Origin of the sequence: Prosthecobacter fusiformis, from assembly GCF_004364345.1 — a bacterium.
In the GTDB taxonomy this organism is placed as follows: Bacteria; Verrucomicrobiota; Verrucomicrobiia; order Verrucomicrobiales; family Verrucomicrobiaceae; genus Prosthecobacter; species Prosthecobacter fusiformis.
On sequence record NZ_SOCA01000001.1, the window covers coordinates 736,678 to 753,303 of the forward strand.

Below are 16,626 nucleotides of genomic sequence, written 5' to 3' on the forward strand. Positions count from 1 at the left end.
GCTGAAGAAAGCGTTTTTCCAATAAGCGCATTAACCCAGGCGGACATCAATGTCCTTGTCCAGCCAAGTCCACATGCTGTCCAGGGAGGCGGAGACCTTCGCCTTGGCGGCGGCAAGTTCTTCGGCCGTCATTTTCTGCCCCGCTACGGGCACCTGGCGGCCAAACATGTAGTATTTGATCTTCGGCTCCGTGCCAGACGGGCGGACAGCAAAGCTGCGGCCATCGGCCAAGTCCACAAAGAGCATTTTTTCCTTGGAGATCAGCTCACCTTCTTCGTCGTAGATCTCGTCCTTGCGGAAATCGCGCACTTTCACCACCGCGCTGCCATCCACTTCTTTGGGCGGATTGGAGGCGTAGCTATCGGCCAGTTGGGCAATCTGCGCGGCACCGGAGGCTCCTTCAAAGACCTTGCTCTGGTTCACTTCCAGGAAGTAACCGACATCGCTATATACCTCGTCTAGCAACTCTACCACGGTGAGACCGCGTGAGGCAGCATAGGCGGCCAGCTCGGCAAACATGACGACGGCACCGTTGCCATCCTTGTCGCGGCTGAAGTCATCCCCCATATAGCCGTAGCTTTCCTCGCCCCCGAAGACAAGGAACTTGCTGTGCTCCAGGCGTGCGGCACGGGATTCCGCAGCCGGCAGGTCACGATATTTGGCCAGGATTTCCGCAGGCAGGGCCGCTTCGTATTTGGCCAGCTTGGCGCTGATCCACTTGAAGCCGGTGAGGGTATTGACACACTGCACGCCGAATTTAGCGGAAATGGTGTCCTGCATAGGACTGGTGACAAAGGTCTTGAGGAAGACGGCATTGCCTTTGTTGGCATCGTTGAGGATCCCGAGGTCAAACATGGTCTTGAGGCGGTACCAGCCCATGAGGGAGCCAGTCTGGTTTCCAGTCAGGAGGACCATTTCACCCTGGGCATTGCGGACGCCCACGCCCATGCGGTCGCAGTCAGGATCTGTGCCAATGACGATGTCCGCACCTTCTTTGTTAGCCAAGTCCACGGCCATTTTCAGAGCGGGGGCGTTTTCTGGATTCGGTGATTTGACGGTGGGGAAGCGGCCGTCCTGGGTGTCCTGCTCCGGCACGGTGAAGAAATTGAAACCCAGTCTTTTCAACAGGACGGGCACCAGCACACCGCCTGCGCCGTGAAGGGCGGTATAAACGATTTTCAGCTTCTGGGCATTCTCGTCTTTCAGAAGCTCCGGCTGGAGCATCATGGTCTCCACACGCTTGAGGTAAATTTCATCCAGCTCTCCGCCGAGCATGGTCAGGGTGCCCTGGTCATCCTCAGGCAGCGGCGTATAGGCTTCATCGACAATGACATTGACCTCCTTGATGATGCCAGTGGCGTGAGGTTCCACGATGCCTGCGCCATCGCTGTAATTGACCTTGTAGCCATTGTCATGGGCCGGATTGTGAGAAGCGGTAAGCATCACGCCGGCATCGGCACGCAGATGGCGCACGGCAAAGGACATCTCGGGAGTGGCGCGGCAGCCATCGAAGAGGTAAACATCGGCCCCGTTTTCGATGGCGATCTGGGCGCAACGCTTGGCGAACTCGGGCGAGAAATGGCGGGTGTCGTGGCTGAAAACGATGCTCGGTTTTCCAGACAGGCCGGCCGTGGCGCGGTACGTTTTCGCATAGGCGACAAGTCCACGGGTGGCGCGTGCAGCATTGTAAAAATTCATCGCGTTCGTACCTACGCAGGGATGGTCCGGACGCTCATCACCCACGGCACTGCCACGCTCCGCTGAGGTGATGACTTTGCCGATTGTGCGCCCACGCAGACCGCCGGTTCCAAATTTAAGCGCCTGGAAAAACCGGTCATTCAGCTCTGCCCATTGTCCGTCATTGGCCAGTTCCTCAATGCTGGCGCGATACACCGGATTTTCACTGGCGGCGAGGAGTGCCTGGATGTTTTCGAGGCTGGAAGGCAGCAGGTGACCTGCATCGGCGGCGGACTGGAGAGAGGCTTCAAGGGACATGGTAAAATGAGAATAGCGGGATCATCCGGTTTGGCAATGCAGCCGTGAGATTTTACACAGCACGGCCGGATTCCTAGGCTCTGACATCGTTTCATATAACCATTTTGCGCTCAACCATTTGTGTTTATGGGTGCTCATTACCGGCCAGAAATCCACCCTGCATGCCCCCTCTTCTCACCATCCGCCCTGCCACGGAAACCGATGTTCCGGCCATTCTAGCCCTGATCCTGGAGCTGGCGGACTATGAACAACTGACGCACGAGGTAGTGGCGACCGTGGACAGCCTGCGGGCGACCCTGTTCGGCCCAAGCCCGTGTGCGGAGGCGCTGATGGGCTGCGTGAACGGAGAGGTGGCGGGGTTTGCGCTCTTTTTCCAAAACTATTCCACCTTTCTGGCACGGCCCGGACTGCATCTGGAAGATTTGTATGTGCAGCCTGCTCATCGCGGCTGCGGGCTGGGCAGGGCGCTCATCACGGCCGTGGCGCGCATCGCCCATGAGCGCGGCTGCGGGCGCTATGAATGGACGGTGCTGGACTGGAACACGCCTGCCATCCGTTTTTATGAAAGCCTGGGAGCTGAAATGAAAAGCGACTGGCGCATCATGCGCGTCACAGGCCCGACATTGGAATCCATGGCCAGAGTGGCTCCCGACGCCTAACTTACTTTACACCATGAACTGGATCGAATGTGGGCACGAGCATCTGGAATCCATCCGTGCCATTTTTAACGAGGCGATTGCGAACTCGACGGCGCTTTATGAAGATGACCCGCGCACAGCCGCTTTTATGGAGGATTGGTGGGCGGGGAAAATTAAGGCCGGGTATCCGGTGCTGGGCGCTGTGAATGACGAAGGTGTGCTGATGGGCTTCGCCAGCTATGGTGCCTTTCGTCCGCATCCGGGGTATAAACATACGGTCGAGCATTCCATCTATGTGGATGCGCGCTTTCGCGGCCAGGGATTGGGACACCAGTTTTTGGAGCGGATCATCGCTGCCGCCATGGCGCAAGGATACCACCTGATGATCGGTGTGATTGATGCGGACAATGCAGCGAGCATCCGGCTGCATGAGCGGCATGGCTTTACCCCTTGCGGCCACATCCGCGAGGCCGGGTATAAATTTGGGCGATGGCTGGATGTGGTGCTGTACAGTCTGCTTCTCTCTCCGAGTGATGGGTCTTGGGGCCGCGAAAAGTTGGGATGTGGAGAAAGCTGATGAAGGTTGGAATGAGAGGCTGGATCGCATCACTCGGCAGTACAGTATTCTTCACTCTCCGAGTGATGGGTTTGGGGACCGCGAAAAGGAAGAGGTGGAGAAAGCTGATGAAAGTTGAAATGAGAAACGTTTCTCTGGATCGCATCACTCGGCGTACAGTATTCATCACTCTCCGAGTGATGGGTTTGGGGACCGCGAAAAGGAAGAGGTGGAGAAAGCGGATGCGAGTTGAAATGAGAGATGTTTTCCTGGATCGCATCACTCGGAGAGTGATGAATACTGTACTACCGACTGCTCTTGCGAAGTTAGCGGATCGGGGAAACCTATTGTCTGTTATGCGCTTTTTTGATCCTGAAGATCAACTGCAGATCACCCAGAGAAAACTGCCTCATTGGTCTCAGGATGGGGTGGTGTGTTTCATCACCTGGCGGACGCATGATTCCATGCCGAAAGCAGTGGTGGGAAAATGGCTGACTGAGAGAGCCGTCTGGCTGGAGCAGCGTGGGATTGATGTCCATGAAAGGGACTGGAAACGGCAGCTTTACCAACTAGACCCCGCAGTCATCGCGGAGTTTCATGATCACTTCACCTCGCGTTGGCACGAGGAACTGGACCAATGCCACGGTACCTGTGTCCTGCGTGATGCTCAGATGAACGGGCGGGTGGCTGAGAGCCTAATGCATTTCGACGGCGACCGCTATGAGATGCTGGACTTCGTTATCATGCCTAACCACGTCCATTTTCTGGCGATGTTCCCGGACAAAGACGTCTTATTAAAACAGTGTGAATCATGGAAAAGATTCACCGCCCGCTGGATTCAAGACAGGCTAGGATTTGAAGGCCGGTTCTGGCAGCAGGATGCCTTTGACCACCTTGTCCGCCATGAAGCCCAGTTCAAAAGGCTGCAACATTACATCGCCGAAAACCCCGTCAAAGCCCACCTCAAGCCCGGCGAGTTTCATCTTCGGAAGTACAGTAATCATCACTCTCCGAGTGATGGGTTTGGGAGAGGCCGAAGTGCCAGGGAATGAGAGTTGAAATGAGAAGCGATCCTTGGATCGCATCACTCGGAGTACAGTATTCATCACTCTCCGAGTGATGAGCTTGGATGTCCGCGAAAAGGAAGAGAGGCTGAGAAAGCTGATGAAGGTTGAAATGAGAAACGTTTCTCTGGATCGCATCACTCGGAGAGTGATGATTACTGTACTGGCCCGAGGCTCTGCAAGTAAGCCATGAGATGAATAACCTGCTCTTCGCCCAGGGCGGTCAGAAGACCTTCGGGCATGAGGCTCATGGGGAGTTGCTGCTGCTCGGCGATCTCGCTCCGCTCCAGGGTAAGCCGCTCGGCTGGGGTCTGCACGGTAAGGGTCTTGGGGTTCTGCTCGGGAATGACACCGGTGATGGTGCGTCCATCCTTCAGCTTGAAGACGGTCATGCGATAATCTGCAGGAACGATGGCGCTGGGATCAAGGATGTTTTCCAGCAGGTAGGTCAGCTTGTGACGGTCCCCGCCTGTGAGGTCAGGACCGATCATGCCGCCTTCTCCATAAAGCTTGTGGCAGGCGGCACAGGCGGCCATGAAGACCATTTTGCCTTTTGACGCCTCACCTTTGGCCAGGGCTTCAGGTGTCAAGGCGGCAGTCCATTTGGCCATCTCCTCTTTCTTGGCCTCCGGCGTGTCGCGCAGCTCACCCCATACTTCATGCAGTTTTTTGGTTAGGCCAGGATTATCCAGACTCAGGATGGCGCGGGCCTGATAAGGGCTGATGACGGAGGTCGGCACACGGCCTGCCTTGACGAAGTTGAGCAAGGCATGAGCATAGCTGACGCGGGTGATCAACGTATCCACCGTGGCGATCTGCTGTTCCTGGCTGCGGACTGGCCAGGGTTGAATGAGGGCTTTAGCCACCTTTTCGTCATCATACGCTGCCAGCGCGCTGCGGGCCTGAACGGCCAGCACTTTGTCATTCACCAGCTTCAGCAGGATAGGCAGGAGTTCAGGCTTAGCGTTACGGGTGAGGCTGGCGAAGGCATTGCGCCGAGCGGACGCATCGGCCTCAATATCTTGAACGATAGGGATGAGTTCCTCCACGGGACGACCGCCACCAAAGACGGTGGAGAGCTGCTGGATTTCTTGTTTTGTAGTTCCGCCTTCAGGCGGCTTAGATCCGGCTGAAGCCGGGACTACAGAACGGAGAAACTCGTCCCAGCCTTTAGGCTTCGGCGCTTTATTCCAGCCGTTGAGTCCGGCAGCCATTCCATGCAGCACGTCGTCTCGGACGGCTTCGTCTTTGGTCATGAGTGCCACCAAGGCATCCACAGCAGCAGGCTGCTTTTCAATCTCTTCCGTGATACGACGAGCCACTAGACGCCGCACGGTGGGAATCTTCGAGTTGGCGATGAGTTCCACACCACGCATCGGATCCGCAGCCACGGCAGGCTCGATGCCATACCAGATCATGAGGGGCTGCTGGCGGTCATTAGAGTCTTCTTCACGCTGGGCCAGGGCGGTGGCAATGGGCCAGCGTGAGGCTAGCGGAAGGCGTTGAAGATGAGAAGCAACATGCAGACGAAGAAGTCCAGACTCTGCTTTCCCAGCAAGTTTCACCAAAATCTCTGTCCACTTCTCCAATGCTCCGTGTGCGCCCCCCTCCGAAGAGCTTTGAATCGGAGTAGCATTAACTGAGGTGTTGAAAAAATCGACATACTCCTCATCTGAGGCTGGTTTAGCGTGCGCTAGTACTTCCCAGAATTTGATCCAATCATTAATGTCAGGCGGGGTACTGGATGCATCAGGAGCTTTAGGCGTAAACTGTTCCGCAATGTGATTGCGGCTCATACGGACCCACCAGTTGTTATTACCCCCAAGAGAATCTAACATTTCTGCCATATCTTTTTTTGGCTTCAACAACTGGACATATTTTTCAGGCTCCACCTTCTTCTGCTCCCCATACACAATCTTATAAATCCGTCCGCTGGTGCGGTGCACGCCATCATTGTCATGGCATTCGCCGGAGTCGCTCCAGTCGGAGACGAAGACGTTGCCGTCGGGGCCAGTGAGAAGGTCGAGGCCGCGGAACCAGGGGTCTTTGGCCTGCATGAAATCGGGGGCGTGTTTGCCGACGTAGCCGCAGCCTTCACGCTCCAGGCTATCCACGTTAATGCGGCGACCATGGAGGTTGCAGGTGAGCATCTTGCCATGGTATTCCTTGGGCCAGGTGCCGCCCTGATAGATGAGCATGCCGACGTGGGCGTGACCGCCACCCAGCTCCAGAGTTTTGTTGCTCACGCCGGTGCGGATGTCGCTCCATTTTTCACCGCCCGTATCCCAATGAAAATGGTCGGCGGTCTGCTCAATGATTTCATAAACATGCGGGTTCAGATGGGTACCAAACATGCGCCGGTAATAGGCACCGGGGATCACATGCCAGAGGTGACCGATGACGGTGTTGATCATGAAAAGCTCGCCGTCGGCATTCCAGTCATGACCCCAGGAATTGGTGCCGCCGTGGGCGACGGCTTCAAAGATTTTCCGTGTAGGATGATAACGCCAGATGGAGCAATTGATCTTGGTGCGCTTTTCGTTAGGCGTACCTGGAGAACCCACGGCGGAGGTATCCGTGATGCCGTGACGCCCATAAAGCCAGCCGTCCGGCCCCCAGCGCAGACCGTTGACGATGTTATGGCCGATGGTCTTGACATTAAAACCGTCGAGCAGGATCTCCGGGGCGGCATCAGGCACGTCATCACCATTTTTATCCGGGATGAAACTCAGGGTGCCGTTGTTTAAAATCCACGCGCCGCCATAGCCCCATTCCACGCTGGTCAGATAAGCACCTTCATCCCAGAAGACCTTGCGACCATCGTGTTTGCCATCGCCGTCCTTGTCTTCGAGGATGATGATGCGGTCATGCAGGTTGGTATCCCAGCGGGCGGGGTTTTCCGCATAGGTGTAGTTTTCCGCCACCCAAAGCCGACCTTTGGCATCCCAGGCCATGGCGATGGGCTGTTGCACATCCGGCTCCGAGGCGAAGACCACACACTTGAATCCTGGAGGTAGCTCCATCGTGGCGGCGGCTTCCTCGGCAGACATGGGATCGCCCTTTTCGGAGTTGAAAGGCTTGGGGAAATCAGCAGCGAACGCCGAGGTGGCGAGCAGGGACAAAAGCAGACGGTTCATAGGCTGGAAAAATCGAAACGGACGAAAGGATAAAAACTCACCTCATCACAACAATCTTCACGGGGTCTCTCACAAAAAGAAAGCTCTTCGCTCATTTACTGTCCCAGAGCCTGTTTTTGCAGAAACTCGACCCCGTATTCGCCAGCGGGAATCCAGAGATCCAGCGCCGGGGTCACCGCCGCCCGGTCCACCTGTAGCCAAAGAGTCTCCGGCGTGTCGTAGGCCGCGATGGCGCTCAGCTTCCCTGTATCCGCCGCAATGCCTGCCAGTTCCAGATTCCCTGGACTGCTGGCCAGCAGATGTCCGCCGGTGACATGCAGACGTGTAGGGAGCGCATTTGTGTTCCAAGACGATACCTGTCCCAGCCGCGCAGTCACTGGGTCATAACCAATGGCCACCACTCCCGTCGGGCCCATTTCCTTGGTTAAGAACAGGCGCGTGCCCGCCCCAACTGCGGCAGAATTGAATGTCGTGGCCGTGACATACTCCGTGAGCTGATAAACGTTTACGCCATCGTAGGCACTGGCCTGCACCACCCGAGTCGGTGCCAGATCCCGGCGCAAAGACAGATCACTTTGAGTCAAAAGCACCGCTCCTTGTGCATCCGCCTGCGCCACACTCAGCAACTGTCCCGGCAGGGAAACAGCATCCCGCAGCAGCGGTTCGCCGGTGCGAAAATCCACCACTTGCAACCAGGAACGAAGCTGCTTGGGAGATGTGCGCATCGGCACTTTCACCTGCGCCGTGCTTTCCAAACCCGGCAACGTCACCGCCTCATCCTTGACGTCATGACTGAAGAAGACAAACCCCGTTTCAGCAAAAGCGGCAGAGGCATGCGCCACCCTTCCCTGCACCCTTAGCACGCGCGGCTCTTTAGCCACCAGCACTCCCTTTGTATAATGAAGAGGCGAAATCGCCATCACGACGGAAGATGTAGAAAGCAATCCTGGAGACAACTCCGCTGAAGCCGCCGCTACGGGCCAGTTCCACAAGGGCGGGGAAGCGTGCCGCGCGGGGATGTACCAGAGAAGAGTCTCGGCATTCACCCATAAGGGTTGCACCCGGGCCAGATCCACAGCCCTGGCGTCAAGCCCATGCATGACCTGCTCCTTCGTGTCCAATACCGTGATGGCGGCGGGATCCGCCAGACTCAGCGCCCAAGTCCGCATTCGTGACCCTTGGCCACTCATTTCGGTCACCCATTGAGCGACCAGCAAATCATCCCCCTTCAGGCTCACTCCCACCACTTTTCCAGGCCCCAGGACCAGTTCCTCCACCAGCAGATCAGGATCATTAATGGGGGTAATGCGCAGCCGCGATATCGGTTCATCAGCGGTCAGTCCAGGCAGCAACATTGCCAGTCCATGGCTCATGCCGTCACCGTCCTCCACTTGTACGAGAAAATCCCCCACTGGCAGCACCCGGTCCGTACGCCAAGCGAGCGACATTTCCATGATCGGCTCCAGGGGATCAGTCGCGCTTTTCACATGCAATTTTTCCCCTTGGATACTGCCTTCATACCCCAAGAGTTGGAAGCTCTTAGCAGGCTTGGAGCGCACACTTTTGATATCCGTTCCTGGTTCCACCGCCACCTCATGAAGCCGCTTTTGCGCACCTTCCCGCACCGCCACCATCAGTCGGTTGCCCTGCACCTGAAACCCCGGCTTGCTGCCGGCAAAGTGAAGTTTGCCCAGCAACTTCGGCATTGCAGGCTCCGCCAGGTCCACCCGTGTCAGCAATGTCTTGCGGGTTTTAGTGGCATCCACCACCGTCGTTAGGATGTGCAAATGCCTGCCGATCAGCACTCCATCCGCCATCCGGCCTTCCAGGCGCACCTCCCTGATCAGCACCGGCGCACCCGCCTCAATCCGCAGCAGAAAAAGTTGGGCCGCACCCGCACGTCCCTGGCCATTGGCCCGCCCCAGAAGCGCCACCTGTGAGCCCGTTTCATCCAGCAGAAACATCTGTGCGCTGGCCAGTGGCAACCGCAAGACACCCGTGCGCAGCGGATTCACCGGATCACTGAGATCCAGCACCTGCAAACCACGCGATGCACTGAAATACAATAATTGGTTATCCGCCACCTGCCAGACACCAGGCTCTTTCCCTTGCCCTTTGACCAGTGGATCCGGGGCTTCTGGAGCGCTTGTCTTTAGCCTGTCCAGCCGCCTGGGAGCAGCCACCCTCGGCAGCTCAGTCCTGGCGAAAAGCTTCTTCCCATAAGTAAAGCGCGAGGGGAATTTCGGTGACCGATACCCCTGCACCCGAACCTCTCCCTCTTTAACTCCCGCAGGCAGCGTAAAGCTGATGTCCCGCATCTGCTCCCGCCCCAGGCTCCTCGGATATTTCACCGCAAGCGGCTTCCAGCCCGCCACAGACTTCCTCTCCAGCACCAGCTGCTGATAGCTCAACGCGAGAGGCACCGACAGAACCCCATCAGCAAACTTCGTCCGCAAAGTCACCCCCGTCCCCGCTGGCGTGACGCCATAACCACCCCTCACGAAAAGTATCGTGGTTAATAAAATACAGATCGCGAAGCAACGGGGGTTCACACGATTTTTAGGAGAATCTGTCTTGTAACAAAAAACCCTCCTCCATTACAAGCCTGTTCCGCCTCCTGCTCAAGGTGAGGCAGGGACCGGCACAACAATAATCTGAGTCGATCCCCCTCCAATAACATTGGAAACAGAGCCTGTGATCACGCCATTGTTCTGTGAATGCAGCGTGATCAGCCCCCCCTGCCCCGGCCCCACCACCAGTGAAGGACTCATGTTTCCCACCACATTCGAGGGCTGGGAAGGAATGGCCGATGTCCCAGCATAGAGGTTGCCGCTCCCACTGCTGAAACGCAAAACGTCCCCCTCCTGCTGAATCTCCACGATCATGTCATCCTCGGCCTTTTGGCCCCCTAATGGAATGCGGAACTGGCCGGGCGGGATCTCCATGGCAGCAGGCACATTTTGCGCACGGATTTGCTCCACTTCTTCTTCTGTCAGCAACCGGTCCGTCTGCTCACTGCCTTCCTCGACCATATAAATGAGGAATCCGGGAGTCAATGGAGTTAGACGCTGCTCCCGCGCTTCGGTGAGCATTTGCAAAGCCTCCCACTGCCCGCGCGTCACCGGCAGTTCCTCATCTCCCGAAATGTCGCCGATGATTCCCAACGACCCCGCATCCGCCACTAGGCCAGCCATCCGCCCGGGATCTTCCCAGGCAGCCTTGCCACCGGTCGTCGTGAGTCCCGCCAGCAGACTGCGCAACTGCCGTCTCTCCGGCTGCTGCGGATAAATTTCCCGGTGCAAAATGAGGGCCAGACCCGCCTCATCCACGGAAAGATCACATCCCCCCAGCGCCGCCACGGCACGCATGGCCTTCCAAAAAGAGATGGGCCCAGATTCAAAAGTAATCTTCCTCTGTGCTGCATCCACTGGCAGGGTCACACGCAGCTTTTCCAGGGACTCAGACTTCAGATGATTAAGCTCCAGCATCTGCCCCTGCAGCAGTCCCAGTGCCTCGCGCAGGGTGACCTGACGCAAGGACACCTGCGGTAAAATAAAAGCATCCAGCCGCTCCGGCAGCGACCTTTCGGGCAGGGCTGCTTGCGCCACCACAGGTGCCTGGACAGCCACACCGGGCAATTTCACCCGTTGCTTCTTCACTTGAGGCAGCACTTCCTTTTTGGCCATTTGTGGAGAACCTTTTGTGTCTGGCCAGAACGACCAGCACACCATCCCCAGCATCAGCAAGGCGGCCATCGCCATCACTCGCCGGGACCACGATCTGCTCCATGCTTTTGGTTTGGCACGTTGTGCATTGAATGCCTTGAGTCTCAAAGACTCCGCCCTCTCACCGGCCCTCGCCTTGACGTTTGCTTCTATCAGCGATTCGAACCGAGCCTGCGCAGCCAGTTCACGGGCACAGTCCGGGGAATCCCCCACCTCTTTCCAAAGCTGCGCCGCCTCTTCAGGTGACGCTGTACCATCCAGCCAGCGTAGCAGCCGATGGTTAAAGTCAGGTTCTTGAGGATTCGTGGACATATTCAATAAGGCAGACCCAGACGACGCTGCACACACTCCCGGAGCTGCTTGCGCAGGCGGCTTAAAACTTGATACAGAGCCTCCGTGGAAATGCGGGCATTCAGCGCAATCACCTCCACCGGCTGCTCCTGATAATAACGTGCCTCCAGAATGCTGGCGCTACGCTCAGGCAGGATCTCCAGGCAAAAATTCAGGGCCTTCTCCCGGTCCTGCACGCTGGCCTCAGCCTCCTCCTGTGCAAATCCGCGGGACAGCGCTTCCAAGGTTTCCGGCGTGCACGTTTCCGGCAGCCGCGCCCGCAGCCGCCGGTCCTCCAGGATCTTCTTGGCTGCAACACCCCGTGCCCAGGCGCCGAAAGAACGCGAGGGATCATAGGATTCAAATTTCTTCCACAAGATCATAGCCACCTCCTGAAACACATCCTCCCTCGTCACCGGATCCCTCACCGCCGCTCCGATAAAAGCTCGCAGGTCAGGCTGCGCTGCAAGAAACAAAGGAAGAAAGGGGTCACGGTTGGACATCGGAAAGTTGTCACCTTCTCCTTGACAGAAAGCCCCATTTTCTGACAGAAAAACTTTTTCCGTCAGAAAAACACCAAGTTTAACAAAGAGTTCGTGAACCAACCACCCAGCCATGTTTCACGCACTCAAGGTAACGCTTTTTTCAATACCCGTCCTCGCGGCCTCCTTTTCTGCCTTAGGGGCTGAGCAGCCTTCTATCGCCGCCCCTTCTTCCATTCGGCTAGATTCAGGCTGGATTGAGCCACCTTATTACCCCACCCATCGTCTCAGCGAAGGTCATTTGATGAAATTCGGCACGGTCGTCCTTGGCGAAGAATCTCCTTCCCAGGAAAAATCAGTCTTTAACTCTGGGACCGAGCCCCTTTCCAACATCCAGGCAACCTTCAGCGGCCCCGAGGCCGGAGCTTTCAGTATTGAGCTGCCACCCTCCACTCCACCCGGCACATCGGCCACTCTCAGGTTTAAATTTCGCCCCTTCAAAGTCGGGCCTCATGGGGCCAAAGTCACCCTGACCTGGGACGGCCTGACCGGCCCGGCTCACGAATACTTCCTCGGCGGCACAGGCGCTTATGGAAAGGCCGCCAACCTCCGCTTCCCTCATCGCCAAAATTGGACTGGCACCGCCCTGGCGGAGCTGCCCAATGGCAATGTGCTCATGGCCGGTTATCAGCCGCTTCACGTCCCCGGAAACATCGTTTCCACCCTCCGTGAGCTGACGCCTGAAGGCACGGAAACCGGCCGCTTTGGCAGCCATTCGAGCTGGGGAAAAATCACCACCCTCGCCGTCCAGAGCGACGGCAAACTCATCATCGGCGGGGACATGAACGGCATGCAAACCTGCTTCGCCAGCCCCCTGCCCGGAAATTTCGGCACGGCACTCCGGCCCGGATACCTCTTCCGCTTCCATCCTGACGGCAGCTTTGATGACACCTTTAAATCCCCCCCCAGCACGGAATACAATCCCCAAACCTTCATCACCCATGCCATTGTTGTCTTGCCAGATGGCCGCATCCTCGTTGGTGGTGAGGGGGATTATGCCGGTCATCAAAACTTGGTTAGACTCAATGCGGATGGCAGCGTGGATGAAACCTTTCTCCTGCCTGCTCCAGACGGCCCCGTCTATGCCCTGGCTTTGCAGGAAGATGGCGGTGTGATTGTCGGCGGTGCCTTCACATCTCTGGATCCAGAGGCCCCGGCAAGCATGTATAAGGGACTCGGCCGCCTGAATGCCGATGGCAGCCCGGACCCCGCTTTTCATAACCCAGGCTTTGCCCTCGTCTCCGCCCTCGCCACCGCCTCAGGCCAGCTTGCCATCGCAGGCATCCGCCCGCCGGAATCCATCTACGGACAGGAGCCCGCGTTGGAATGGGTGACTCCCTGGGTGACCTTGATCAGTCCCTCGGGTTCCCCCCTTTTGTCTCGCTTTCTACCCGCCCAGGTGGCTTTCCCTAGTAGCAGCCCTACCGCCCTCCGTGAAAAAGCGCCCCGTGCGCTTTCCATACTCAGCAGCGGGGATGTCTTCGTCATTCATCAGCCTGCCATGGCCCCCTTTCAGCAATCTCTGCCTCAGGTTATTCATCTTCAGAACCCCTATTATGGAGGCTCCTACAGCTTGACCCAGCGCCAGCTTTTTGACCAGGATGTGCTGGCCATCCACGCCCAGCGCGATGGCAAAGTACTCATCGCCGGAAAAATGCGGCACACTCTCGCAGGCAACCCTTACGACTTCATCTTGAATGGCCAGCTTCCGGGCATCATCGGCCTGACAAACATCGGTTCAGCCACCTTTCACCAGCCTGTATTATACCCACTTCCCTGGATTGCCCCCGCTTCCTCCAGGCCCGTGAATGGCTTCGCCCAACTGGATATTGACGGCCTCTATCCTCGTCAGCCTATCCCGGATGCCCTTGGCGTTCAAAATTGCAGCGACGGCCTAACCACTCTTCAGATCCATCAAAACCTCGGCCACGTCCTCTTCGCCGTACATCCGCTGAGTGCGGTCCCCCAAAGTCACCTGCCAGAGGTCCAGTTCACCGGCCCAGATGCAGACAAGTTCACCTGCACTGAAACGATGGTCGCATGGACCATGCAATGGGATCCGAATGACACCACTCCGCGCCCGCCTACAGTCTGGCTCGTCCAGGCCCGTCACGCCCAGCCCGGCACTTTGCGTGCAATCGCGCATATCTCTTATCCAGGGGATCAGTCATCACCGTCGAAGGTGTTTGACGTCGCTCTGGAGTCCAGAGCTGAGCCAGGAAACCTCGCCCGTCTCCAGGTCACTGACCAGATGGCAGACACTCCGTTACCCCCAGGCTCCACGTCCTACTTCGGCCTTTCCATCGATTCGCAAAATCAGCTCCCCACTCCCCAAATCCTGGCCTTAAAAACACCCACGCCTGCCCCTCCTGCGGGGATCAATGAGCGCACTTTATTGCTGACAAATACCGGCACAGAACCCCTTTCGGTTGAGTTCACGCTCGACGGAGATCACGCATCCAGCTTCTCCGTCTCAGAGCCACTCTCCCGTGTCATCCAACCCGGCGGAACCACGACCGTGGGCATTCACTTCCAGGCGAACCGCCTGGGGCTTCATCAAGCACGGCTTGGGATCAAAGATCCCTCCATCCGCACTTGGACCTATGACATTCATCTCGAAGGATTTCATGAAGCCACTTCAGAACGGCTCATCTCACCTCTCGCCCATATTGCCCAGAGTGGAGAAACAGTCACTTTGGAGGCGATGACTTCAAGTGAGGCGGGTTTCTCTTATCAATGGTTTTATCAGAATCGCCGACTCCCTTCGGAAACCAGCCGCACATTGACGCTGGCCGCCATTCGCACCGCCCAGGCTGGCAGCTATTATGTGAAGATCACTTCCGCATCCGGCACACGGATTAGTGGCACAGCCCGTGTGGCTGTGATCGGCCATGAATCATCCTCGCTCACCTACGTACCAGGAAAGTTCCTTCGGCTAAACCAACCCGTCGCGGGGCCAACGGTAACCTATGAATGGCTTCGCGATGGCCATCCTCTTCCCTCATCCAGCAAGGGGAAAAAGAGCCAGGCGCTTACCCTTTATCCCAAAGCTGCCGATGCAGGCACCTACACCTGCCGCGTGACGCTGGGCAATGCGCAGCGCACAGGTGTGTCCTATGGGCTGACCCCAAAACTGCCTCCTGTACCTGCTGCCGCCCCCACCCTCTATTCATGGAAAGTCGGCCAGCAGGTATCGGAGCAGCTGGTCTTCACTGGCGAAGTCACCCAATACCTCGCCTCAGGCCTCCCTCCCGGGATCCGGCTCAATCCTCTCACCGGCCAACTCACCGGCACACCTTTTCGTGACGGCACTTATTCCATCACCGCCCATGCTAAAAATGCCGCTGGGACTTCCAGTATCCAGCAGATTCCAGCCAGTGTCCTCCCGCTGGGCATTTATGAAAGGGGGCGTTTCGTCGGCCTCATTGACCGGGATACGCCAGGCACCTTCGGCCGGGGAGGACCATTGCTGCTCATCGTCAGTTCCTCAGGCAGCTACACTGGCACCTTGAGCCTCTATACCAGCCCGGTCAAACGGCTGAATCATCGCTTCACGGGCACACTCCAATGGAGCGATGAGGACAAAGCCGTCATAGCAACCACCTTGACCGGCCCGGACGGCCCCTGCGCTGTCAAAATCACCCTAACTGATTATCTCGGAAAAATCACCCTGGATGACAAGCCTGCTGGCGTCTGCCGTCTCATCATTACCGGTCACCACCACCCAACCTTTTTTCACAGCCATTTCCTTCCAGTGGAGACAGATCCCTCCATGATGGCCACCGGTTACGCCCGCAGCAGTATTTCCACCTCGGGAAATGTAGCCATCGCTGGCCGTCTGGCTACCCGGGAGGGTGTCATCCCCTTCGTCTCCAGTTTCCCTCTCTGTGATGACGTCAGCATACCCTTTGCCCCAGTTCATGCCTGGCTACCGAAATATGAAACCTTCTCCGGCTGGATGACCATTCCGCTGGGTTCAGTCATTCAGACTCAGGGGGAACTGGGCTGGAATGCCGACTCGCATCAGGCAGGCGAGATTCGTTTCAGCCACCGCTCTGCCATTCACCGCACACCTGCCACGGGCGAAAGTTTGTTAGGCATTGACGGACAGGACAACCTCCTGGAAATGACCTTTTCCACGGGCGAAAGCCAGCAGTTTATGCTCAACTCTCGCAACCAGATCCTGCCTGGTGAAACCGGCACCAGAAACTGGCCTTCACCTTCTCTGGGCGGACTACTCCAAACCGCCAGCCTCCATCCGATAACAGGACAGTTGACCGCCTGGACATGGAACACCAAAACCTTCAATGCCGTAACTCCATACGCTAACTCTCCTCTTCCCTATGGCCGCATAGATGGCCTCACGCTCACCCCGGATGAGCCCCTGCGCGGCATCTTCACCAGCCAAGACAAATCACGCCCCCTGACCGTCCCAATCGAAATCAATGTCCTTGGCACCGAAGCAAGCGCTGAGTAAACGGCCTCCCCGCAGCCCAAGGAGTGGGGGCGTCCCGCCCCCACAGCGCCCTCAGGCGCTGTGCAGTAAACGAATCACGCACATCGGAGCCAGAGTCAGCTTGTCATCACCAGTTCCAGCTTCAGTGCTCTAATTCGTCGTTCGCTTAACCTCCAAAAAAGC

Annotated in this window: 9 protein-coding genes; 4 read left to right on the forward strand and 5 right to left on the reverse strand. The window is 57.2% G+C overall.

Annotated features, from left to right (window positions below):
• Positions 1 to 30 precede the first annotated feature (30 nt).
• The gene (locus tag EI77_RS02770; RefSeq protein WP_133793222.1) at positions 31 to 1,995 is read right to left on the reverse strand and encodes a phospho-sugar mutase; all 1,965 of its coding nucleotides are present in this window, start codon (positions 1,993 to 1,995) and stop codon (positions 31 to 33) included.
• 161 nt (positions 1,996 to 2,156) lie between these two features.
• Between EI77_RS02770 and EI77_RS02775 the strand changes: the two genes are divergently transcribed.
• The 3 genes from EI77_RS02775 (at position 2,157) to EI77_RS02785 (ending at position 4,241) form a co-directional block, all read left to right on the forward strand.
• Positions 2,157 to 2,654: a GNAT family N-acetyltransferase gene (locus EI77_RS02775; RefSeq protein WP_133793223.1), complete on the forward strand. Its 498-nt coding sequence runs from the start codon at positions 2,157 to 2,159 to the stop codon at positions 2,652 to 2,654.
• A 13-nt stretch (positions 2,655 to 2,667) separates the two neighbouring features.
• On the forward strand, positions 2,668 to 3,210 hold the full coding sequence (locus tag EI77_RS02780; RefSeq protein WP_133793224.1) for a GNAT family N-acetyltransferase: 543 nt from the start codon (positions 2,668 to 2,670) through the stop codon (positions 3,208 to 3,210).
• 335 nt (positions 3,211 to 3,545) lie between these two features.
• Positions 3,546 to 4,241: a transposase gene (locus EI77_RS02785; protein WP_166646993.1), complete on the forward strand. Its 696-nt coding sequence runs from the start codon at positions 3,546 to 3,548 to the stop codon at positions 4,239 to 4,241.
• Between the two features lie 167 nt (positions 4,242 to 4,408).
• On the opposite strand, the gene EI77_RS02790 is transcribed toward EI77_RS02785, so the two are convergent.
• From EI77_RS02790 to EI77_RS02805, 4 genes are all read right to left on the reverse strand, one after another.
• Positions 4,409 to 7,390, reverse strand: coding sequence for a PVC-type heme-binding CxxCH protein (locus EI77_RS02790; RefSeq protein ID WP_133793226.1), 2,982 nt, complete (start codon positions 7,388 to 7,390; stop codon positions 4,409 to 4,411).
• Positions 7,391 to 7,485: 95 nt separating this feature from the next.
• Entirely contained in the window at positions 7,486 to 9,813 is a 2,328-nt protein-coding gene (locus EI77_RS02795; protein WP_133793227.1) for an LVIVD repeat-containing protein, read from the reverse strand.
• 198 nt (positions 9,814 to 10,011) lie between these two features.
• The gene (locus EI77_RS02800) at positions 10,012 to 11,427 is read right to left on the reverse strand and encodes an anti-sigma factor (RefSeq protein ID WP_133793228.1); all 1,416 of its coding nucleotides are present in this window, start codon (positions 11,425 to 11,427) and stop codon (positions 10,012 to 10,014) included.
• Between the two features lie 2 nt (positions 11,428 to 11,429).
• The gene (locus EI77_RS02805) at positions 11,430 to 11,948 is read right to left on the reverse strand and encodes a sigma-70 family RNA polymerase sigma factor (protein ID WP_166646994.1); all 519 of its coding nucleotides are present in this window, start codon (positions 11,946 to 11,948) and stop codon (positions 11,430 to 11,432) included.
• A gap of 112 nt (positions 11,949 to 12,060) precedes the next feature.
• On the opposite strand from EI77_RS02805, the gene EI77_RS02810 reads away from it, so the two are divergent.
• The gene (locus tag EI77_RS02810; protein ID WP_133793230.1) at positions 12,061 to 16,464 is read left to right on the forward strand and encodes a choice-of-anchor D domain-containing protein; all 4,404 of its coding nucleotides are present in this window, start codon (positions 12,061 to 12,063) and stop codon (positions 16,462 to 16,464) included.
• Positions 16,465 to 16,626: the final 162 nt, after the last annotated feature.